Source organism: Bacillus xiapuensis (assembly GCF_002797355.1).
In the GTDB taxonomy this organism is placed as follows: Bacteria; Bacillota; Bacilli; order Bacillales; family Domibacillaceae; genus Bacillus_CE; species Bacillus_CE xiapuensis.
Map to the genome: position 1 here is coordinate 894,896 of NZ_KZ454939.1, position 21,064 is coordinate 915,959.

The 21,064-nt window shown below is 43.9% G+C and carries 18 protein-coding genes; 9 read left to right on the forward strand and 9 right to left on the reverse strand.

Features of this window, described 5'->3' with window-relative positions; all coding sequences use genetic code 11:
- Positions 1-34 precede the first annotated feature (34 nt).
- The 6 genes from CEF20_RS04510 to megL all read left to right on the forward strand — a co-directional run bounded on the left by CEF20_RS04510 (position 35) and on the right by megL (position 7,064).
- Positions 35-403 (forward strand): CidA/LrgA family protein, encoded by a 369-nt coding sequence (locus tag CEF20_RS04510; protein ID WP_100330670.1) that lies wholly within the window; start codon positions 35-37, stop codon positions 401-403.
- A complete protein-coding gene (locus CEF20_RS04515; RefSeq protein WP_100330671.1) occupies positions 400-1,086 on the forward strand; it encodes an LrgB family protein in 687 nt (228 codons plus the stop codon). Before CEF20_RS04510 ends, CEF20_RS04515 begins: the two co-directional genes overlap by 4 nt.
- A gap of 406 nt (positions 1,087-1,492) precedes the next feature.
- Positions 1,493-3,106 carry an FMN-binding glutamate synthase family protein gene (locus CEF20_RS04525; protein WP_100331998.1) on the forward strand — a complete coding sequence of 538 codons (1,614 nt, stop codon included), beginning with the start codon at positions 1,493-1,495 and terminating at the stop codon, positions 3,104-3,106.
- A 366-nt stretch (positions 3,107-3,472) separates the two neighbouring features.
- Complete coding sequence (locus CEF20_RS04530; protein WP_100330673.1) at positions 3,473-3,676, forward strand: hypothetical protein; 204 nt, start codon at positions 3,473-3,475, stop codon at positions 3,674-3,676.
- Between the two features lie 478 nt (positions 3,677-4,154).
- A complete protein-coding gene (locus CEF20_RS04540; RefSeq protein ID WP_100330675.1) occupies positions 4,155-5,636 on the forward strand; it encodes a nicotinate phosphoribosyltransferase in 1,482 nt (493 codons plus the stop codon).
- 234 nt (positions 5,637-5,870) lie between these two features.
- Positions 5,871-7,064, forward strand: a complete 1,194-nt coding sequence (gene megL, locus CEF20_RS04545) for a methionine gamma-lyase (protein ID WP_100330676.1) — start codon at positions 5,871-5,873, stop codon at positions 7,062-7,064.
- Between the two features lie 424 nt (positions 7,065-7,488).
- Here the strand turns inward: megL and CEF20_RS04550 are convergent, their stop codons facing one another.
- Positions 7,489-9,255, reverse strand: a complete 1,767-nt coding sequence (locus CEF20_RS04550) for a sensor histidine kinase (protein ID WP_100330677.1) — start codon at positions 9,253-9,255, stop codon at positions 7,489-7,491.
- Complete coding sequence (locus CEF20_RS04555) at positions 9,252-9,965, reverse strand: response regulator transcription factor (RefSeq protein ID WP_100330678.1); 714 nt, start codon at positions 9,963-9,965, stop codon at positions 9,252-9,254. The genes CEF20_RS04550 and CEF20_RS04555 overlap by 4 nt, the downstream gene beginning before the upstream one ends.
- A gap of 154 nt (positions 9,966-10,119) precedes the next feature.
- Between CEF20_RS04555 and CEF20_RS04560 the strand changes: the two genes are divergently transcribed.
- From CEF20_RS04560 to CEF20_RS04565, 3 genes are all read left to right on the forward strand, one after another.
- On the forward strand, positions 10,120-11,319 hold the full coding sequence (locus tag CEF20_RS04560) for a DUF418 domain-containing protein (protein WP_100330679.1): 1,200 nt from the start codon (positions 10,120-10,122) through the stop codon (positions 11,317-11,319).
- A 12-nt stretch (positions 11,320-11,331) separates the two neighbouring features.
- Positions 11,332-11,469 (forward strand): hypothetical protein, encoded by a 138-nt coding sequence (locus CEF20_RS16525; RefSeq protein ID WP_157796193.1) that lies wholly within the window; start codon positions 11,332-11,334, stop codon positions 11,467-11,469.
- Between the two features lie 314 nt (positions 11,470-11,783).
- Positions 11,784-12,479, forward strand: coding sequence for a YfjL-like protein (locus CEF20_RS04565; protein ID WP_157796194.1), 696 nt, complete (start codon positions 11,784-11,786; stop codon positions 12,477-12,479).
- 508 nt (positions 12,480-12,987) lie between these two features.
- Here CEF20_RS04565 and CEF20_RS04570 read toward each other — a convergent pair.
- The 7 genes from CEF20_RS04570 to CEF20_RS04605 all read right to left on the reverse strand — a co-directional run bounded on the left by CEF20_RS04570 (position 12,988) and on the right by CEF20_RS04605 (position 20,876).
- On the reverse strand, positions 12,988-13,197 hold the full coding sequence (locus CEF20_RS04570) for a DUF4177 domain-containing protein (RefSeq protein WP_100330681.1): 210 nt from the start codon (positions 13,195-13,197) through the stop codon (positions 12,988-12,990).
- Positions 13,198-13,378: 181 nt separating this feature from the next.
- Positions 13,379-14,473: a LolA family protein gene (locus CEF20_RS04575; RefSeq protein ID WP_100330682.1), complete on the reverse strand. Its 1,095-nt coding sequence runs from the start codon at positions 14,471-14,473 to the stop codon at positions 13,379-13,381.
- Entirely contained in the window at positions 14,473-15,945 is a 1,473-nt protein-coding gene (locus CEF20_RS04580; RefSeq protein ID WP_100330683.1) for a HAMP domain-containing sensor histidine kinase, read from the reverse strand. The genes CEF20_RS04575 and CEF20_RS04580 overlap by 1 nt, the downstream gene beginning before the upstream one ends.
- Positions 15,942-16,652, reverse strand: coding sequence for a response regulator transcription factor (locus CEF20_RS04585; protein ID WP_232713372.1), 711 nt, complete (start codon positions 16,650-16,652; stop codon positions 15,942-15,944). Before CEF20_RS04585 ends, CEF20_RS04580 begins: the two co-directional genes overlap by 4 nt.
- A gap of 468 nt (positions 16,653-17,120) precedes the next feature.
- Complete coding sequence (locus tag CEF20_RS04595) at positions 17,121-18,281, reverse strand: Ger(x)C family spore germination protein (RefSeq protein ID WP_100330686.1); 1,161 nt, start codon at positions 18,279-18,281, stop codon at positions 17,121-17,123.
- Complete coding sequence (locus CEF20_RS04600; RefSeq protein ID WP_100330687.1) at positions 18,281-19,783, reverse strand: spore germination protein; 1,503 nt, start codon at positions 19,781-19,783, stop codon at positions 18,281-18,283. The genes CEF20_RS04595 and CEF20_RS04600 overlap by 1 nt, the downstream gene beginning before the upstream one ends.
- On the reverse strand, positions 19,773-20,876 hold the full coding sequence (locus CEF20_RS04605; protein ID WP_232713374.1) for a GerAB/ArcD/ProY family transporter: 1,104 nt from the start codon (positions 20,874-20,876) through the stop codon (positions 19,773-19,775). The genes CEF20_RS04600 and CEF20_RS04605 overlap by 11 nt, the downstream gene beginning before the upstream one ends.
- Positions 20,877-21,064 lie beyond the last annotated feature (188 nt).

The following is a 21,064-nucleotide window of genomic DNA, read 5'->3' on the forward strand; positions in this document are numbered from 1 at the left end:
ATACAAATGAATAAAAGATAGAGGTGAACATGGTTTGAAAAAGCTGTCCAAGTTAGTTGTGCAAATCAGTATCATTACCGTGTTTTTTTTGATCGGCCAGCTTATTTCCGACCAATTCCATCTTAAGATTCCAGGAAGCATCATTGGGATGGGGATCCTGTTTTTGATGCTTCGTTTTCATCTTATTCCATTGGAGTGGGTGGACGTAGGCGCCACTTTTTTAAGCGCGGAACTATTATTGTTTTTCATTCCGTCAGCTGTGGGCATAGTGAATTATCCTGAATTATTCGGTCTCTCAGGAGTGGAAGTAATTCTTGTGATTATAGCCAGCACAGTAGTCGTTCTGGGAGTGACCGGGTGGACGGCGGAATATCTTTATAAAAGAAGGGAGGAGCGCGCATGATGACCATTGTTTGGTGTTTGACCACTATTCTTGTGTATGTGCTGAGCAAGCGGGTTAATCAACGGTATAATCATGTACTGCTTCACCCGCTGTTAATCAGTCCTTTGTTTTTGATCGTTCTGATAACAGCCGCACAGATTTCACCGGAGCAATACGCAGAAGGAACTAAGTTGCTTACATATGGCCTTGGTCCGGCAACGGTAGCATTCGCCGTACCTATTTATAAACATTTGCCGCTTATTAAGAAGCATTTATCGGAAGTGTTTTTCAGCATTATGGTTGGGACTGTTTTTTCCATCGTATCCTCCGCGGTTTTCTCTCATTTCATTCATCTGAGTCAATCATTTATTAACAGCCTAATGCCCCGATCCATTACGACTCCTATCGCGATCGAAATATCGGAAGAAATTGGCGGTCTTCCCGCTTTGACTGCGGTGTTTGTTATTTGTACAGGAATTACCGGAGCAGTCGTGGGACCGTCCTTAATTAAACTATTTGCTTTTCGTTCTTCCGTTGCTAAGGGAATGATGATGGGAGTGGCGGCTCACGGAACGGGCACAGCTAAAGCGTTTGAATACGGGAATCAAGAAGGAACCTTCTCAAGCATCGCCATGGTTTTATGTGCGGTTATCACGATGATATGGGCGAATTCTTGGATTCCATATTTCCAGCATTTCTTTTAAAACGAGTTTGTTCATAAGAAGAGCAAAAAGGGCCATTTCCTGGAAATGGCCTTTTTTGTGTGCTTTTTTACTTGCGCATTGCCGGCTTTTTGCAAGCGCTCAGATCCTATCTTTCTACTGAAGGCAGCACATCGCCAAGCGAAGACACGCTGCAGGCTATTGAAAGAAAATTAGAACAATGGTCGATCAGGTTAAAAAGCGTCCTTTTTCTGTTATACTATGTCGAGAGGAAGAAATATATAATTGAAAGCGGTTGCAAATATAAAAGAAAAGGAGCTGCTTGCACCGGCTGATAAGAAGAAATGAATCGAAAGTATATAGGTAATGTCAAGCACAGTTTGGGAGAAAAATAGAGATTGCCCAGTTCTGCTATCTGAAGCAATCTCATGAGGGGGTATAAGTGATGATGTCATTAGAAGCTATAATATTCGTCATTCTGTCCGTTATTTTATTAGCCATTGCCGCATTAGCTGTTCTATTCGTTTATCTATGGATTACAGATCATAAACAAAATCAGCATGCCATCTTGCGCAACTTCCCTGTGCTTGGGAAAGTCCGCTACTTGTTTGAAATGATCGGACCGGAATTTCGGCAGTATTTTTTTGATGCAGACAATGAAAGCAAACCGTATTCACGCGTGGACTTCCTGAATGTAGTGCTGCCTTCCAAATATTTAAATCACGTCATTCCATTTGGATCCAAGCGGGATTTTGACAAAGAAGGCTATTATATTCGCAATGCGATGTTTCCAAAGCAAAAAACAGAGCTGGCAGTGGATAACAGCAAGCTGGTACCTACGAAAAAATATGTCATTGATAAAGAAACGATTACAAACCGCAAAGAGCATGTCGAGGCGGCAGCGGCTCAGCCCTGGCTTTTGAAAGAGGAGGATTCCATAATCATTGGGCCGCAGAGAAGACATCCGTTCTTTGTGCGGGGGCAAATCGGCATGAGCGGCATGAGCTATGGTGCGCTGGGGGAGAACGCCATCTCAGCTCTTTCAGAAGGAATAGGCATTGCCGGAGGATCGTGGATGAATACGGGTGAGGGGGGCGTATCTCCTTATCATTTGCGGGGCGATACAGATATTATTATGCAAATTGGCCCGGGTCTGTTTGGGGTGCGCGACACAGCCGGGAACTTTTCCTGGGAAAAGTTCAAGGAAAAAAGTGAAAACGATCAGATTAAAGCATTTGAAATAAAATTAGGGCAAGGAGCCAAAATTCGCGGCGGTCACATTGAGGGCATTAAGGTTACGCCCAAAATAGCGGAAATACGCGGGGTCGAACCCTATAAAACAGTTGATAGCCCTAACCGTTTTAATGAGTTCCATGATTTGCCATCGTTATTTTCTTTCATTGAAGAAATGCAGCAAGTCGGCGGAAAGCCGGTCGGCATTAAAATTGTAGTTGGCAGCCATGACACAGTCGATGAGCTGGCTCAATACATGAAAAACAGCAGAAAGGGCCCTGACTTTATTACGGTTGATGGCGGAGAAGGCGGAACAGGCGCCACCTATCAGGAGCTGGCGGATAGCGTCGGCTTGCCGATCAAAAGTGCGCTGCTCTTGCTCGATAAAGCTTTGCGCAAGCATGGGGTGCGCAATCAAGTGAAAATCTTCGCCTCCGGAAAGCTGTTCACCCCAGACCGTGTAGCGGTTGCTCTCGGGATGGGCGCTGATTTAGTGAATATTGCCCGCGGATTTATGTTTTCAGTCGGCTGTATTAATGCTCAGCATTGCCATACAAACAAATGCCCGGTCGGGGTCGCCACAACCGATCCGGAGCTGCAGCGCGCACTCGTTGTGGATGAGAAGAAATATCGTGTCGCCAATTATGTAATCGCTATGAGAAAAGGACTGTATAATATCGCGGCGGCAGCCGGTCTTGACAATCCGACTCAGTTTGCTCCGCAGCATATTATTTTTAAAGATTCGTATGGCCGAACCTTATCTGTTCAAGAGCTTCTTGATAAAGAACAAGCAGAAAGAGAAGAGAAGAATCATTTGGTTGTTATGTAAGAGCCATCCTCTTTTTAACCGCAGGCACGCATGGGATGCCTGCGGCTTTTTCTGCATAGTTGTGCCTTTTGCAAGGAAAGTCGCAATTTGCAGAAAGTTTTCTTGTTTCAATGAAGAGAAAAGACGGTATAAGTAGAATATCGACAACACTAAGCTCGCACTTCAACGAACCTATCCATTTCCGTAAAGGTGGGATGCTGCATGAATATTAAAGTGAGAAGCTGGAGGATGTTAACTGTGCAAGATAAGCTTTGGATTTTAAAAAAAGTCAGCCGCCGCACTCGATTGCAACAAGGCGCATAGGTTTGTGTAATTTTTGAAAAGAGCGAGTATTCAGCAGAGAAGGTTGATTATTTAGGGGCTTAAATGTATATTTTGATTAATGATTTATTCATAGAGATTGGAGGAGAAGCGGGCTGGCAGTTTGTTCAGCAGCTGATCATCCGCGTTGCTGAAATCGAAGGTCTGATCCTGCTTAGAGCCGGAACTTATAGAATGCTTTTCACTTCCGAGTTTTTAATGGAGCTTCAAGAAAGGCAAAACGGCGCTCTTCCCTTGGCCTCTGGCTAGGAAGAGAACAGGGGATGCTAGCTGCTGAGCTGTGGACACTTTCATTCACGGGCTAACTAGCACCAGCGGGATTCTCACTCTAAAGATCAGGTGCATTTCTGCTGCGGTTGACGTGCAAGATGGCGGTATGCCATTACGGCTTCCGCGGCAGGCCCTATAGGTTTGCGGGTTGCGCGCGGTTGCCATACCGTACAGATTGGCTGCTTGAAAATATTTTAGCGTCTTGTGCCGGAGGGATGCTTGTCTGCGCTAAGGATAGCCTGTTTGATGCCTCAGCGTTTCCGATCTTGCTGTCATCGGTGCCTAAAGGCGGTCTAAAGGTCTTTATGGGCTTTCTCACTCGGACAATTTGTAAACGATTCCCCTCTATGTTGAGAAACTGGTATAAACGGGAGCAGAGATCGGACGTGAATAAGGGGCCTGACATGTTTGCGGAATTATTCAGCATCCGAAGTGATCTAATTTGGAGGGATTGATGATGGAGAGAAGATATAACGACGACGGGCTGGCATTGCACACAGATTTGTATCAAATCAATATGGCTGAAACATATTGGAATGATGGAGTGCATAATAAAAAAGCTGTTTTTGAGCTGTACTTCAGAAAGCTCCCTTTTGGGAATGGATACGCCATTTTTGCCGGTCTTGAACGAATCGCAGACTACATACGCCATTTTAAATTCACTGCAAGTGATATCCAATATTTGCGGGATGAACTCGGTTACAAGGACGACTTCTTGGATTATTTAGCGAATATGTCTTTCACGGGAACGATCCGTTCCATGAAAGAAGGAGAACTTGTTTTCGGCAATGAGCCGATCCTTCGGGTGGAAGCTCCTTTAGCAGAAGCGCAAATTATTGAAACGGCGCTGTTGAATATTGTCAACTATCAAACACTAATTGCAACGAAGGCGTCCCGGATTAAACAAGTGATTAATGATGAGCCAGCGATGGAATTCGGCAGCCGCCGTGCGCATGAAATGGACGCTGCGGTTTGGGGAACGAGAGCAGCCTTCATCGGAGGATTTGATGGCACAAGCAATGTCAGAGCGGGGAAGATGTTTAACATTCCTGTCACCGGCACTCATGCACATGCTTTAGTGCAAACCTATAAAGATGAGTATACCGCTTTCCACAAATACGCAGAACGGCATAAAAACTGTGTCTTTTTAGTCGATACATATGATACGTTAAAATCGGGTGTTCCCACAGCTATTAAAGTAGCGAAGGAGCTTGGCGACCGCATTCACTTCATTGGCATCCGGCTGGACAGCGGCGATCTTGCTTACTTATCCAAAGAGGCCAGAAAGATGCTGGATGAAGCGGGATTTCCAGATGCAAAGATCATTGCCTCAAACGATCTGGATGAGTACACGATTATGAATTTGAAAGCGGAAGGCGCTAAAATAGACAGCTGGGGAATTGGGACGAAGCTGATTACCGCTTATGATCAAGCTGCTCTCGGTGCTGTGTACAAGCTTGTTGCCATTGAAAATGATAGAGGGGAAATGGAAGATACTATCAAAATTTCCGGAAACCCGGAAAAGGTAACCACCCCAGGGCTAAAGAAAGTTTACCGAATCATTAATAAGAAGAATAACAAAGCGGAAGGCGATTACATCGCCATGGAAGAGGAGAAGCCTCAGGAAGAGGAAAAGCTGAAGATGTTTCATCCGGTGCATACGTTCATTAGTAAATTTGTCACTGATTTTGAAGCAAAGGATCTCCATGAAACCATCTTTGTCGATGGCCGCCAAGTCTATTCATTGCCAAGCCTGCAAGAGATTCAATTATATGCGAAAGAAAATTTGCAGCTTTTATGGAATGAATATAAACGTCCGTTGAACCCTGAGGAATATCCGGTAGACTTAAGCCAAGCCTGCTGGGACAATAAAATGAAAAATATAGAAGAAGTGCGGGAGAAAGTGAACCAATTGAAAGCGGGCGGGAAAGCAGAATAGCCTTCCTGCATCAGAGTGCAGACGAACCTTGTCCGCACTCTTTTTTTATAGGGAAACGGAAGAGGACGAGCGAGGCAGGGCATATGCGAGTGTTTGCCGGTGAACTGCTCTTCCTTCCTGTGTTGTGTACTTTTACTTTGGTTAGAAGGTGAACCCTTTCCAAAAAAGAAAAATACATATATTATTAGATGAAATATAATTCAGAAAATTTAAATAAGTAAAAGGAGAGAGGAAATGGCTAAATCACTTAAAAATATGGAAACAGCCGTTATTCATGCCGGTTACAACGCAAAGGATCATGCAGGAAGTTTGGCAACTCCGATTTATCAGACATCGACCTTTATATTTGATAATGCTGAACAAGGGGAAAGGCGATTTGCCGGCGAGGAGGAAGGATATATTTACTCGCGGCTGGGCAATCCGACCGTACGGGCATTGGAGGAGCGTATGGCAGAACTGGAAGATGCCGAAGCGGCTCTTGCCTTTTCATCTGGCATGGCAGCGGTGTCAGCCGTTTTGCTTGCCATGACGAAAGCTGAAGATCACATCATTTGTTCTCAAGGGGTATATGGGTGTACCTTCAGCTTGTTAGAATGGATGGAAGCTAATCACCAAATATCATTTGAACTGTGTGCAATGGAAACAGAAGAGCAAATTCAACAAATGATTCGTCCGGACACAGCATGTATATACGTGGAAACACCGATTAATCCAACCATGAAACTAATTGATCTTGAGATGGTGACACAAGCAGCAAGCCAGCATGGCATCCCTGTTGTCGTGGACAATACATTCTCCTCGCCATATTTGCAGCGGCCGCTGACAACTGGATGTGATGTCGTCGTTCATAGTGCAACTAAATATATTAGCGGTCATGGCGATGTGGTAGCTGGCATCGCGGCTGGAAGCAGTAAGTGGATCAATCAGATAGCCCAATCCACTTTAAAGGACATCGGCGGAGTGATTTCTCCTTTTGATGCTTGGCTGCTGTTAAGAGGATTGAAAACGCTTCCTATACGTATGGATCGCCATTGTGAGAATGCTGCTTACATTGCGCAGCAGCTAAAGAAGCATTCGCTCGTTCAAAACGTGCACTACCCGGGAGATCAAGACCATGCGGATTATCGTATTATGAAAAAGCAAATGAAGAAAGGAGGCGGTTTAATTTCCTTCGAATTGGACGGAACGAAAGAACAAGTCCAGAAGTTTTTGAACGAATTATCGCTTATCCGTATAGCTGTCAGCTTGGGGGATGCAGAGACGCTGATTCAGCACCCCGCTACGATGACCCATTCAGCTGTTCCAGAAGAAATGAGAAGTAAGATGGGAATAACCGATCAGCTGATCCGTCTTTCTGTCGGGTTGGAAGCCAAACAAGATATTTGGCAGGACCTTGAGCGCGCCCTAAATGCTTTCCAAAAAGGATGACTTCATGGAAATAAGAATGGTACTGCTCTCACTTAACGCCCTTACAAGCTGTTTGAAGCGGAATTCCTTTGCCGGGAACGGATAAAGAGACATTTAAGCGCTAAGCTTCTAGCAGCCGGCTGTCTCTTTTCTGTTCAACGACGGATGCTTGTTAGGGGCTAGGTGCTTTACCAGTTGCCTTACTGAGTGCTGAATGCGGTTTCATGGCATTCCGGGCAAGGGTGGCAGCCGGTCTTTATCTTTGTCAAGTGTCAGTGTTTCCCTGCAATTTTCACATGTATATTTGCCTTTTCCCGGAGTTTCGCCTGTATCCGGCATAAAAGCACCTCCTGCATGAGTGGATGCTGTTTGTATACCCGTTTTCACCATTCGGTGAAGTTTATGCAGATATAAGCTGGGAACTGGAGGCCACAACGGCAAATGCCTACTGTTCAGAGGCTTTGCCGCTGTCTTCCATTGTTCTTGGCAGCTGGATGGCGACGGTTGTTCCTTGGCCGAGTTCGGAATGAACGGTCACGCTGGCATCATGGAGAAGCGCAATTTGTCTGGCAATGTTCATTCCTAAGCCAGCCCCTTCAATTCTTTCTTCTGTATTCGTTCCCCGGTAATAACGATCGAATAATTTGTTCACCGTTTCCTCGTCCATTCCAACGCCCGTGTCTTCGATTTGGATGGTAACATACTCAGCGGAAGGAATAATGCGGACGGTGATGGCCGTTCCGCTCGGATTATGCTTAATTGCATTAAAGAGTATATTGTCCATCATGCGTTCAAACCATTTCCTGTCTGCTTCTATTAAAGGGCGGTCGGTCGCCGGATGAAAATGAAATCGATAATCAGAAAGCGTACGGTCAAGAATAAATTTATCCACAATTGCTTTCAGAAGATGATTGGCTGGGCATATTTCTTTGGAAAGAACGAGTCTGTTGTTTTTTAGCTGAAAGGTCAGAGAAAAGTCTTCTATTAGATGCAGCATGTATTCGCCTTTCTCGCGAATCGTTTGTCCCACTTCTTTTAGTTCTTCAGCTGTCCACTGATAATGTCCGCTCTCCAATAAATGGCCGTATCCTTGAATCGTCGACAGCGGGGTCCGGAGATCATGGGAGATCCCTGTCATCCATTCCTCTCTTGTCTTTTCCAGCTTTGCCCGTTCTTTCACCGACTCGTCCAGCTTTTCGGTCATGTTATAAAAAGCGTTAATGACTTCCCTATATAAACGGTAACGAGCTTTGACTTTGCCGTTTTTTCGAAAGATTTTTTTTCGTTCTTTTTTCGTCAGCACTTCATCATATTTTCCCTGTTCCATTCTTTTTAGCCAGCCAGTAAAAAGAAAGAGCGGACGGCCGTAACGGAAACCGTTCCAAAAGGAGAGAAGCAAAGTAATCAGGAGCGCGATAAACCCGACAAGACCGAAGCCGAGAATATATTCTTCCATTACGGTAATGCTTTGAATCTTATCCTTTTTCTTTGGTGTGTGTAAAACCCATGTATACCCGCCAGCGGGCACTTGCTGAACAGATATGCTGGTTGAATGGATTCCAGGCATTTGCTTATTGGATAGAATGTCGAGCGGTTTGTATTGTTGAATGGCCAGCGGCTTTCCGAAAGCTTCGATGATGTCTCCGTTCGGGTTGATAATATGGAGCGTGCCATCTATAGGTTTAAGCCTTCCTTCAAGCGCTTGTCTCTTTTCTGCTTTGATCCGTCCGCGATCGCTGTAGGCGGCAACGAGATGTTGTAAAGCAGGGAGCTGATCCTTGTAGCCAACGAGAAAAACATAAGGCTTATCATAAGTATGGTCCAGTTCCGCTAGCACCTTATAATCGAGAAAACGTTGATTCTTCTCGACTTGCAGCAGATCATTCACAGAGTATCGCTGCGGCAAATCGGCAGGAGCATTGCTTGATTTAATCACTTTTCCTTGATGATTAACAATTTGCATCCATAAGCCTCTTTTTCGCAATGAATGTCGCCATTTCTTCTCATCCAATTCGGCTGAATCATCCTCAATATTTGTCTCCGTGACTAATGCCTCTAATACACCTGCGGGGCCGTTTCTTTTCTGTTCTTGATCGGTTATATACTGTAATAGCAAGAACAACAGAGCAAACACGAGAATAATTATAGTCACCAATAACGTCAGAAATTGCATGGAAAAGTGAAAAATCAGCCTTCTTCTTAATCGCTTCATTTTTCATCCCTCTGGACGAGCTTGTATCCGAGACCGCGAACCGTCAAGAGGAATTGCGGATGGCTGGGATCCTCCTCGATTCGTTCTCTAATCCGTCTGATATGAACAGAGACTGTATTATCATCTACAAAATGATCTGCACCCCACACGGCTTCAAGCAGCTCGGCCTTAGAAAAGACTCTGTTTGGATGCTTGCAGAAATACAGGAGAAGCAAATACACTTGTGTCGGACAAGAAATGGCTTTTCCTTCGACGAATACTTCTCCGCGTTCTTCATCGACTGTAAATCTTCCAAAGTGATATTTCGTTTTCCTGGGAGCTGGCGCTGCCGTTGCCGCCTTGGCGTTTCTTCGGAAATACGCTTTGATCCTTGCGGCAATTTCCAGCGGATTAAATGGCTTCGTGACATAATCATCTCCGCCGATAGCAAAACCAGTTAATACATCTAAATCCGATACCTTCGCTGTTAAAAATAGAATATAGGCTTCTGAGATTTCGCGGATCTTCGGACAAATTTCAAATCCGCTCTGATCGGGAAGCATGACGTCCAGCACAATCACATTTATGGTGTGCTTCTTTAAGATCGCTAACGCTTCTCTTGCGGTGTAAGCGGTATAAATTTGACTAAACCCTTCTTTTCTAAGTACCGTTTCGATCATTTTAACAATCGCTTTTTCATCGTCTACAAGCAAAATATTTCTCGTTTCCATCTACTTATACACCTCGTTCAACATCTTAACATACTGACATTACGGGAACTTGAACAATTCTTAAAAAGTTAATCGAATGTTCATCTGCTGTTTCTATTCCAGAAAAGCTGAAGCTGTATATTGATTGTAATCAACTTTAAGCGAGGGATCGATTATGAATACATATCGCGTGTCCGCAATGGACGGTTTGAGAGGATTCAGCTTATTAGGCATTTTGCTGGCGAACATGCTGATCTTCCAATACGGTATTTTTGGGAAAGACGAAATTCACTTCTTTTCTTTATCTCCGGCGGAATTAGGCGCTTATAAAGCGGTCAAAGTGTTAGTGGAAGGCAGCTTCATGCCGATATTCACTTTTTTATTCGGTTATTCCATGATTAAAATGAAAGAAAGCCTGGAGAGAAAAGGAGCGAAAGTGAATCGTCACTTTATTCGCCGCTTCTTCTTTTTGTTGGCGCTTGGGATTTTGCATTCCACGTTTTTATGGGAAGGAGATATTCTGGTTTTTTACGGGATGATGGGCTTTTTTCTCTTAGTGCTTTTAAATCGTCAGAAAAAGACTTTAATGATTTGGGGGATCATTCTATTTCTTTTGACGCCGTTTATCGGATATGGGCAGTTGGAGGAGACTCCAAAAGAAAAGGAGAGAATGACTAATTATCTGGAAACGACACAGTCTGTTTACGGCAGCGGCGATTATATGGAGATTAAAGATCACCGGAATAATGAAGATCCGTTAGGCTATCCGGATTATATGTACTTAGTGCTTATTATAATCGCGCCAATCGTTCATTTGCCGCTGTTTTTATTTGGTATGCATGCGGCCAAGAATAACCGATTTGCCGAGCCGTTAAAGGAGAGAGCAATATACATCAGGTCGGTGTTTCTATTCCTGCCTGCTGGCCTGGCGCTGAAAATTGCTGCTGTTGCCTTTCCTGAAACCGATTGGGCGGGAGTGTACGAATTTATGGGAGCTGGACTATTGTCGCTCGGGTACATTTATGCTTTTGCCTGCTTGTATACTAAACAGACGAAAGGGCTGTTTCCTTCCGCTTTTGAATACATCGGCAAGCTTTCGCTGACGAATTATTTAATGCAAACCGTGATTTGTACAACAATTTTTTATGGGTACGGTCTTGGGATGTTTGGCAAGCTGGGCGTGCTGGCTGGGATTATGCTGGCCCTTGTTATTTATGCAGCGCAAGTGGCTGTCAGCTATCTTTATTTGAAGAAATATAAGAGAGGCCCGCTGGAAATCCTGCTTCGAATGTGGACGAATTTTTCTTGGAATGGCCAAATCAAGGAGAAAAAAGGGCACTTTTCCGGAAAGTCTGCAAGTATGAAGGCGATGTAAGCGGAGGTGCCGATGTTCCTGGGTGTCATGCTGGCCATGATAAGGATCATGAGAGAAATCATCGGGTTCGCCTCTTTGAGAAGTCTGTTTATTCAAGGACTTCTGCTGGCTTTGCTTGCGCTTTCACTTGCTGGAGCGGAGAAAGAATAGTGCCCTAAGGCCGTTTCGATGGGGAACTGAATGGTTTTTTACAAACAAATAGTCTGAACAGCTCATGTATCCCGCCAATAACGTGCTGCGACGTTAGTGTTTATCTTCTTTCCAGCAGGGGGGAGGAACGTACTTCCCTTCTGTTGGAAGGGGTATTTTAGGGAAAAAATCGCTTTGGTTTTCTATGGATCTATAGATTTTAGGAGATAGTCCGATGTTTTCCGACAAAATAGGCTGATTTCATTTCCATATTACACTATAAAAGCGATATAATAGTAAATGTGAAATTGATAAGTTAAAGCGGGGAACAGGCAATGAAAAAGAGAAAGAGGAAAGTAATATTGGCCGGGCTCATTATACTCATTTTTCTGAGCGGTTTCACTTATTCCTATTTTAAAGGGACGCCTTGGAAGAAAAGGCAAGTTGCCAAGGAACTTGAGCGATATCTGGAAGAACGCTACGAGCAATCTTTTGTTTTGAAAAGCACTTTTTTTAATGCGGAAGAACGGCAATACGGGGCGGTCTTTTCACCGAAGAATGATCAGTCGATGGCTTTTAATGCGCGGGAGGACGGAGAGAAGCAGACCTATTCAGATGACTACCCGGAAGGTGTGTGGCAGCGGGAATTTCAAGAGGATATTGAATCTGCAGTCAGAAAGAATTTTCCAAATATGACGGATTGGTTTGTCGGTACAGCCTATGGTCAAAGTGCTGAGCTGGTCAAAGGTCCTGCGATTCCAACTTATCAAGAGGCCGGTGCTTATGTGTGGGTGGATGTTATGAATACGGGGGAATTTTATGATTCTGCTTGGCAATGGGAGAAAATATTTCAGCTGGTGAAAGCCGCGCAGCAATTAACGCCTGTCGCTGAAGTATCCGTCTCTTTCGATGAAAAGCAAGACCCTAACGAAGAGGCAGAGGTGTATATTTCCTGCATGCCAGCAGAAGCACTTCAAGTAAAGAGCGTTCAACATGCAAAAAAAGCCTGTGAGGTTACGCGTTTTGAATAAAATACAAAAAGGCAGCAGCTTGGTTTAAGACGATGCTGATCAAGAAATAGATCTCCGCGTCGCTTGACTGTTCATTGTTCAAGCGCACACTTACAAAGCACGGAATGAATAAGAGGATGTCCAGAAAGAGATGGCTCATCCTAAATAGTGAAGACATTAAAGCCCAAGAATGCTGTTAAATCAACATTCTTGGGCTTTAATTTTGGATATATATTAGCCGGAATGGCGCTTTTTAGACAGCCCCTTGTTTTCAATTATTCTGCTTAGTATGAGTTACTTGACTTGCCCGGTTCGCGGAATAGTAAGTGAAGATTATGGACACCACTTACAAAAATACCTAAATGTCTTCATTGTTCACAGCTGCATAAATGCCGCTCAGGGCTGCTAAATGATCAAAAACAAATCCAGCCATTGATTAATAATCTTGTTAAAATAAAGGAAACCCCGTTTATCTGCGGAGTTTCCTTTCATTCTTCACAAAGTCCTGTTAGTTACGTGCTGAAAATGGTTACTGTTCAGTCTGCTGCTGCAAAGGTTTCTCAAAGATTAGTTCGTAATAAGTACCTGCTGCGACACCTGAAGTTACAAAGTCAGGAGAGAACACTTGAATAAAACGCCATCCTTGCTCTGCGTGGCTTTGAATTACTTCTCGATAGTCTTTATTAGGCTTACCAGATAATTTTTTAAACTCTATTTTAACGAACTTGTATTCAAACATTTTATTTAATCTCCTTTTAAAAAGTTTCAAATAACTCGTATTAGAAGCATCATTGTTCTATTTAACAGAGACTATTCATAAGAGGCATTCTCTGGCTCTTTCAAACAGTTTGCGGGGGAGAGGCGCCTCCAATATTTCGGTGTGTTCATCCTTCATGCCCTTCCTTGTAAAATGCTTTGTATTAGTTCTTGTTAGGGTTTATTTTATTGGACAGCTGCATGTTTTCTGCTTGTTGGATTAGTGTTTCTGTTGTTACATCAGGGTTCATCGGGAGGATAACATAGCGCAAACCGTCTTCGTCCCAGCTGACGGAATCAATTTCTTCCATCACTTCTGCCTTTTGTCCGCGGACCATGACCCCTTTAGTCGTATCCAGTTCGCTTCCTTCTCCAGCAGGAGTGGGAAAGATGCTTAGCGATGCGTAAGGCACTTGGTTCTTTTTAAATTCAATATTGACTTCTGTCCGCTTGATTTCACCTGTTAACTGATCTGCGGTTATAGAAGAAGGCTGAGCAGCTGTGTTAGGGAACATTAAGAATGGTTTGCCCAAATGTTTTCCTGCTTCTTCTATCGTTAGAGCTTTTCCTTGCTGTTCATCCGCTGATTCGATTGCTACTCCCTTTGGGATATCCAAAGTAAATGTATTCTTCTTAAAAGAAGGGGAGAAATCGATATCTTTGTAGGTTATCACAGAGCGTCTGTTTTCACTTTTTGTTTCTGTTTTAATAACAAACCATGTTTTTGTGTCAATCCAAAGATCGGTTTGGCCGATTAAGGTTTTTTTCGATTTCGGCTCTAATTTAAGATGCGGAGTTTGAAAGCCGTTTATTTTTTCCGCTCCGACTGTCTTTTGATTATGGGTTTTTTTCATAGCCTTGAGCAGGTTAATGACTTGGTCTTTTTGAGAGTTTGGCTCATTTGAAGCTGATATATCCAGTTTGAAAGCTTTTCCCGTGGCTTCATCGTAAGAGATTAGCTGTTTGCCATTATTAAGAGCCATGGTTGCGTCATGAGTCACTTTGTTCAGGCCGATCGTTTTTATTTGCCCCTTCTTGTTGACATATTCTTTTAATGTCGAGTGCTCGACTAATTTGTCGGCTTCATATACTTTCATTTCCATTTCGGCACTGTAGGATTTAGGGGTTTGTTCCGTTTCAATGACGCGCTCAATCAGTTCATCAGCTGATACCGCTGTCTGATTATTGGCGCACCCCGTTATGGCACTTAGCATGATAGCGGAGCTTAAGCCGATGACAGTCCAAGTTTTTTTCTTCATTATGATTCCTCTTTTCTGTTGTTTGTTGTAATCGCACAAGCTACTAAAGTTCCCATGCCTGCTTCCGACCAAAGGGAAATGGAGCCTCCGTGCATTTTAATCAGCATTTTAGCAATACTCAGTCCTAATCCTGAGCTTCCTTTTGTCCGCGCATGCTCCCCCTGAAAGAAGGGCTCAAAAATCTTGGCTTGCAGCGAGACAGGAATAAAAGGTCCTTCGTTTTGAACAATGATGATGGTTCTTCCATCTCTCCACGAATCCAGTTTGCCGGCTATTGGCTGGAATACCCAGCCAGGAAGGGGGCAGTGGCTTTCGATAGCAGCAAGACAAATTTCCCTGTTCTCATTTGTATGACGTATGGCATTGAATACGAGATTGTCCATAATCCTGATCATTTGTTTCGGATCTAACCGATAATGTCCGCGGACACATTGTTCGGTTTTTAAATTTATTTTTTTATGAGCGCATGGTTCTTCGTAGCCTGACAGCAGCATGTCGAAAAACTCCTCGCCGTCCACATCGGTGGTTTCCAATGTCATGCTGGCAGACTGCAAGGATGTATAGACAGATAGATCATCCAGCATTCGTTTCATATGCGCTGTTTTATCAAACAGAATTCGCTGATAGTCCCGTTTTTCTTCTTCTGTTAATGCTTGATTGTAAAACAAGGCTTCTGCATATGCTTGAATCGCGGTTAATGGCGTTTTCAAATCGTGCGAAAGCGCCGCAACGATGTATTCTTTTTCCCGCTGTTTTTGGGCTAGGAGCCGGTTCGTTTTCACAATCTGCATTCTCATTTGATTAAAATGGGTTATTAATTGACCGATCTCATCTTTACTGGCTGTAAGCGGGGGAAGTGTTTCCGCTCCGCTGGCAAAGGCTGTCATGTGATCGCTTAGCTTCTCCAGCGGCCTGTTTAACTTCCGGCGCAAGAATATCAAGATGATCCAATAAAGGATTCCCATAAAAGAAGCGAGGGAAATCACTAATATCAGTGTGCGGTTTTTCACTCCTTCCACCCATGTCTCCCGGGCGATGGTAATTTCATAAAAGCCAATAAGTTCACCGCGATGAAGCATGGCTTTCTTGATCGAGTACGAACGCCGATTTTTCTTCAGTTCATTTACATGCTGAAATAATTGATCGCGGTCAGCAAACTCGATGTTCGTCACTGAAGGGCGCATCGAATCATATAAGATCAGGCCGTCTTTTCTGTAAAGAGTAATTTTCTCGCTATCATGCGTCAGCAGTCTCAGCAGCGGCCGGTAATATGCAGGCTGATGGATCTGATACAGCTCTTCATCCTGCAGATGGGGTTCAATAGCGGCTATTTGTTTCTCCATCTCTAGGCGTTCCTTTAAAAAGAGCTGCTCATGGTGGCTATTTAATAGAACGTAAAGAAGATAAAGTGCCGCGATCGGCAAAACCATAGCGGCAAGAAAAACAGTCATCAGCCAATATTTAATTTTCATGATAACGGCTCTCCGATAAAGCGGTAACCTTCTCCCCAAACAGTTTGGATAAATTTTGGGGAGCGGCTGCTGTCCGAAAGCTTAGTGCGCAGACTTTTGATATGAACAGTCACTGTATTGCCCGCATTCAGATGATCTTGTCCCCAAATCCATTTATAGAGATCGGATTTAGTAAATGTTTGGAAAGGGTGTTTGGCGAAAAGAAAGAATAAATCTTTTTCTATAGCTGTCAATGTTAAAGGCTCCCCGTGCAAATAGAGAGCTTGGGCCGTGAAATCGACAGCTAGGCCGTTGTGATACTCTACGCGTGTTTGCCGAAACGGCTGCTGGCTGTAGCGGCGGTATCTTTTTAAATGTGAACAGATGCGGGCGCTTAGTTCTCCTAAGCTGAATGGTTTCGTGATATAATCATCCGCGCCGAGCCCCAGTCCTTTAATTTTGCTGCTGTCACTTTGCCGGGCGCTAATAATGAGCAATGGCACATCGCTTCCGTGGCGGATCGCTTCGCATAATGAATAGCCATCCAGCTCAGGCAGCATTAAATCTGCAATGACAAGGCTGTAATCACCGTGCCGAAAATCCTCAAGACCTTCTTTGCCTGTAGAAGCCCATGTCACCTGATACCCCTCTTTGCGCAAATGATCTGAAACAACGCGGGCGATTTCATAATCATCTTCTACTAATAAAATGTTCTCTTGTTTTTCCAATCGCTGCACCCTCTCTCTGTTTTTATTATAAGAAAAACGGGTGTTCATCCTTAAAAATTAATAATTGCTTAATAATTTGATGAGGCTTATTCTCCATTTCTCCGTAAATGTATTGTATACTGATTTTTTTTTAGTAAACAAGCCGAAGGACATAACGGCAGGGGAAGTGGGGGCATCTAAAGGATGCAGAGAAGAAGCGGATGGTGAGTGAAGGGCATGCCGGAATACTTTGAGGCTGGGAACATCCATTATTTCCTGTGATGGCGGACTGCTTCATGCAAAAGAGAGGCAGTGTCAGGAAAGAGGGAAAAAGAAAGCCAGGATCCAAGACAAAGTGAACCTTCAACCGGCGGGAATTTTCTTTCATTCCCCGCTGCTGAAAAGAGGGATAAAGGCTAACATCGCAGCATCCTGCTGCAGCGCCTTTGCCGCCTTACATGGAAGATGAGATCCTGGCTTTCACTATGATTATTCAATGGTCGGAATATTTCGCTGCTTAGCTGCGTGTATGACGTCAACTTTTACAGAAACATTTTTCAAAGAATCCTCTGTTAATGGAATTTTCCCGTCCTGTTCAAGCTTCTTCCATAGCTTAACATTTTCCCGGTATAACGATTCAGAGAGGCGGAAGATATCGGTATTATGCTCAAGACCGTCTAAATAGACGGATTTGATTTGCTTTTCCATCGTTTCTTCGGCTTTTTTGGCAATGGTAGGGCCGCTTACGTCTTGCTGCAGTGATCTTAAAATGGCATCCGCTTGAACGGAGATGGTGAAGCGCAGATCATTCGCCGTTCCCACCGGTGTCACCTCTACTTTAAGCTTATCAATAATGAGGCTGATATCTCTGTATCCTTTTTCGGTTAGCCTTAACTCTTCTCTTTTCAGATCGGGATTGAGCCATTTTAAGCCGTTGGTCCTGTCTCCCTTGATGAATCCTTTTAAATGGTCTTTTGTGACGAGCGCCACTCCTCTCGTTTCAATCGATTGATGCTGCGCTTCATCCGTCCTCCATCTTCTTGTCACCCTAACCAACGGCAGCCTGGCTTCGTGAGGAGGTTCATTGAGCAAAATGATCATCTCCCTCAGATCGACCGGCCGAACAAGCGAGCTTTGCTTATAAGTAGATTGCGGATCGCTTAAGCGGGAAAGAGCGGTGGACATTTCCATAATCGGGATGTTCGTCAGCAAAGGGGGTAACGGTTCATCCGTTGCAAACAGATAGACGCGGTAGCGCGTTTCCTGATATCTGTCTATAAAGTCGATAGCAGATTTCAGCCTATCGCTGTTTAAAGCCTCTTCTGTTAACACGACAAATGCAAGATGGCCCCAAAAAATTCTGCGCTGGGATGAGGCATATAAATTAAACATCGCCTCCACAACAGTTTTGCCGGTAGCCCGGCCCACCTCCACATTTGTCACTGTATTGTTGCTTGCTTCCGATTTGGCCAGCAGACCGGGATTGATAATTTGCATATAAATCGTATATTCTCCGTCTTTATAGTCGATGCCGATCCCGTGCAAGTAGACCATTCTCTCTGGTTCATTCGAATCCCAGCATCCGGCTAAAAAGGCAGCGGCCAAAAGCCAAACAGCCCATAACGATAACCGGGATCTTCGTTTTCGCATCAGGATCCCCCTTTCTTTGTCGCGTCTTGAGGATTAAGAGCATTCATCCGTTTCTCATACTTGCTGAATGGCAGACGGAGGATCGCTTTGGCGATATTTTTCCAATCTAGCCTTGTGGCTACTTCTAAATAAGGAACACCAAATACTCGCACTCTGGCCACTAAGATGCCGATCAAAAACATGGAAACGAAAAACCCGAAAAACCCGAAAAGAGAGACAAGGAAAATCACGAAGAACCGCATCAGCGATATCGTCCCGACAAGCGTTTGATTGACTAGTGTATACGTGGCAACCGTAGAGGCGGCAATAATTACAAGCATGGCGGGGCTGGTTAAACCGGCTCGAATAGCTGCATCGCCAATGATCAAACCACCGACGACACTCAGCGTTTGCCCGACAGCTATCGGCAGCCGCAGCCCAGCTTCTCTGAAGAGCTCGAACAACAGCAGCATGAGAAACGCTTCCAAAGCGGTGGGAAAAGGAACGCCTCTTCTGGATTCGACAACGGTAGCCAGCAGATTAAGCGGCAGCTGGTTTTGGTGGAAAGCGGTCAGGGCTACCCAAAAGCCGGGAAGAAAAGTAGCAATCGTAATGCCTAGTACCCGCATCAGCCGTTCGAATGAATTGAATAAATAATTATTCTCTTTATCTTCAGCGCTTTTCAGTAAAAAAAATAAGTTAACCGGTGTGATATACGCATAGGCAACCCCGTCAATTAAAATGACAAAGCGGCCATTCAGCAGGGATTCCACCGCAAAGTCTGCACGTCCGGTATAGGTGTGGCGCGGAAAAATCGCATAAGCTTCATCATTGATTAATTCCTCAAGTTGGGCTCCGCTTAATAAGCTGTCGACATTCACAGCGGACAGCTTCTGTTTAATTTGCTCGAGGACATTCTGATCCGCGATATCCTTCATGTATAACAGAGATACTTTTGTTTTCGACCGCGTGCCTAATTCGAAGTTCTCGCTGACGAGTGAAGTAGTACGGAGTCTTTTGCGAATTAAAGCGTAATTGATCGCGATGTTTTCAATGAAATTATCCCGCGGTCCTTTGACTGATACTTCGGTCGCTGTTTCCTCAGGTTTTCGCTCCGGCCGCTCAGCGATATCAACAGAAATAAGTATTTCTTGCTTCTTGAAAAGAAGAACCAGCTTTCCGGAAAATATATCTGAAATAAGTTGTTCCTCGGCTTGCACTGGCTGGATTGAAGGAAGCTGGAGAGAAAAAAGCTTCTCAAGTGTGATGTCTTCCAACTGCCGTTTTGAAAACTCTTCCAGTTTTTGAGGGATGACGTGAAATAGCATTTTGCTGCTGACTAAGCCAGTGCAGTACACGAGCAGGACATTGAGATCATTGAATTGGCAGGCTGAAAATTGAACATCGGTGCAGTTGCTGAATACGCTTCTGATTTGTTCTTCATTCAAGAAGCGCCGGGCAGTGCGTTTCTTTGTTTTATCTGTTTTCTGTTGATTGAGCAGTTTTGCTTTTTTAAACTTCATGAGAAGACCTCCGTTTTTTCTTTGAGAAAAGTAAGGCCAAAAAGCTGAACACTAATGAAAAAGCGAAGAAGAACCAAAAAGTAGCCGGCAATGTATAGTTTTTCAGCCAGTTCATATAGGTAAGATCACTAATAGGAACGATCACGATCATAAGAGCTGAGATAAATAGAAGCCGTTTATTCTTGGTTTGCTCGCTCTTAGCCGGAAACATTTCTTTAATCAATACCAGAAATAAAGCAATGCGGATAAAAGCACCCGACAGCCACTGGTAAATCGATAAAAAATCAAGATGCTCGATAAAGCTTCCTAATGATACTAAACTCCATTCTTCATAGGGGGGGAATCTTTGCTTTGAGGCTTCCGTTGGCCCGAACTCGATAATCGCTCCGACCAGAGGCCCCAAGGTGAGCAAAGTCAGAATCAAAATGGTCACAGCGAAATGGCGCCATTTAAGCGGAGCATCCACTTTATGCTGCAATAGTAAAAAAATAAAAACTTCAGCCAGCCCCGACAATTGATAAATCAAACTGTTGAAAATCGGGCGATAGCCATGCTCCAAAAGGGGGAGCAGTAAAGAATAATTTTTATATTGAAGATTGGAAATCGCCACAAAGAATCCGAAAAGCGTGATAAAAAGCAGTAGAAATATATTTATCACGCTAATCGTGCGCAAATTGGTTGCAGCTAACAGCCAGCATGTAAGAGCAAAGAGAAAAGTCAGTAAAAAAAACGGAGTGTCAGGCAAAAAAACAATTTTCATCCATACAATGGTTTCTCTTAATGTAATGGATACCATTAGCAAAAGGTAGCAGCTAAGAAGAATTATGATCCCTTTTGTCATCTTCTTTCCAATCACAGCGGACAGCCAATCAAATAAAGGCTGGCCTTTTGTCTTCTTATGCACATAAAGTAAAAGCAGCACCCAAATCAGCATAATGGCCATGGAGATCAGCACAGCCATCCAAGCATCTCGGCCGGCGGTGCGAACTAACGGAGAGACCACAAATACATGATTTTTTAAACCGATCGCTGTCATCGCTAGGAAAATCAATTGTAATGGAGTGATAGAATCTGATTTCTGAATAACAATCACCTGCAATACTTTATATTACAGATAGTTTTTTCTAAATCGCTTTCTTTATACGGGTTATTTACCAGGAAGGAGCTGATATTGGAAGGAAATTCTCAGGCAGAGGGTCTCGATGCAGTTGTATTGGATAGGAATGGAAGGGCAAGGCAGCAGTCCAAGTTAAACCGATGCGGCTGTAAATGAAAAGAGGA

Coding starts and splice junctions, on each gene's coding strand:
- CEF20_RS04515 (WP_100330671.1), top strand. CDS start 400: ATGATGACCATTGTTTGGTGTTTGACCACTATTCTTGTGTATGTGCTG.
- CEF20_RS04525 (WP_100331998.1), top strand. CDS start 1,493: ATGTCATTAGAAGCTATAATATTCGTCATTCTGTCCGTTATTTTATTA.
- CEF20_RS04530 (WP_100330673.1), top strand. CDS start 3,473: ATGTATATTTTGATTAATGATTTATTCATAGAGATTGGAGGAGAAGCG.
- CEF20_RS04540 (WP_100330675.1), top strand. CDS start 4,155: ATGGAGAGAAGATATAACGACGACGGGCTGGCATTGCACACAGATTTG.
- megL (WP_100330676.1), top strand. CDS start 5,871: ATGGCTAAATCACTTAAAAATATGGAAACAGCCGTTATTCATGCCGGT.
- CEF20_RS04550 (WP_100330677.1), bottom strand. CDS start 9,255: ATGAAGCGATTAAGAAGAAGGCTGATTTTTCACTTTTCCATGCAATTT.
- CEF20_RS04555 (WP_100330678.1), bottom strand. CDS start 9,965: ATGGAAACGAGAAATATTTTGCTTGTAGACGATGAAAAAGCGATTGTT.
- CEF20_RS04560 (WP_100330679.1), top strand. CDS start 10,120: ATGAATACATATCGCGTGTCCGCAATGGACGGTTTGAGAGGATTCAGC.
- CEF20_RS16525 (WP_157796193.1), top strand. CDS start 11,332: ATGTTCCTGGGTGTCATGCTGGCCATGATAAGGATCATGAGAGAAATC.
- CEF20_RS04565 (WP_157796194.1), top strand. CDS start 11,784: ATGAAAAAGAGAAAGAGGAAAGTAATATTGGCCGGGCTCATTATACTC.
- CEF20_RS04570 (WP_100330681.1), bottom strand. CDS start 13,197: ATGTTTGAATACAAGTTCGTTAAAATAGAGTTTAAAAAATTATCTGGT.
- CEF20_RS04575 (WP_100330682.1), bottom strand. CDS start 14,473: ATGAAGAAAAAAACTTGGACTGTCATCGGCTTAAGCTCCGCTATCATG.
- CEF20_RS04580 (WP_100330683.1), bottom strand. CDS start 15,945: ATGAAAATTAAATATTGGCTGATGACTGTTTTTCTTGCCGCTATGGTT.
- CEF20_RS04595 (WP_100330686.1), bottom strand. CDS start 18,281: ATGCGAAAACGAAGATCCCGGTTATCGTTATGGGCTGTTTGGCTTTTG.
- CEF20_RS04600 (WP_100330687.1), bottom strand. CDS start 19,783: ATGAAGTTTAAAAAAGCAAAACTGCTCAATCAACAGAAAACAGATAAA.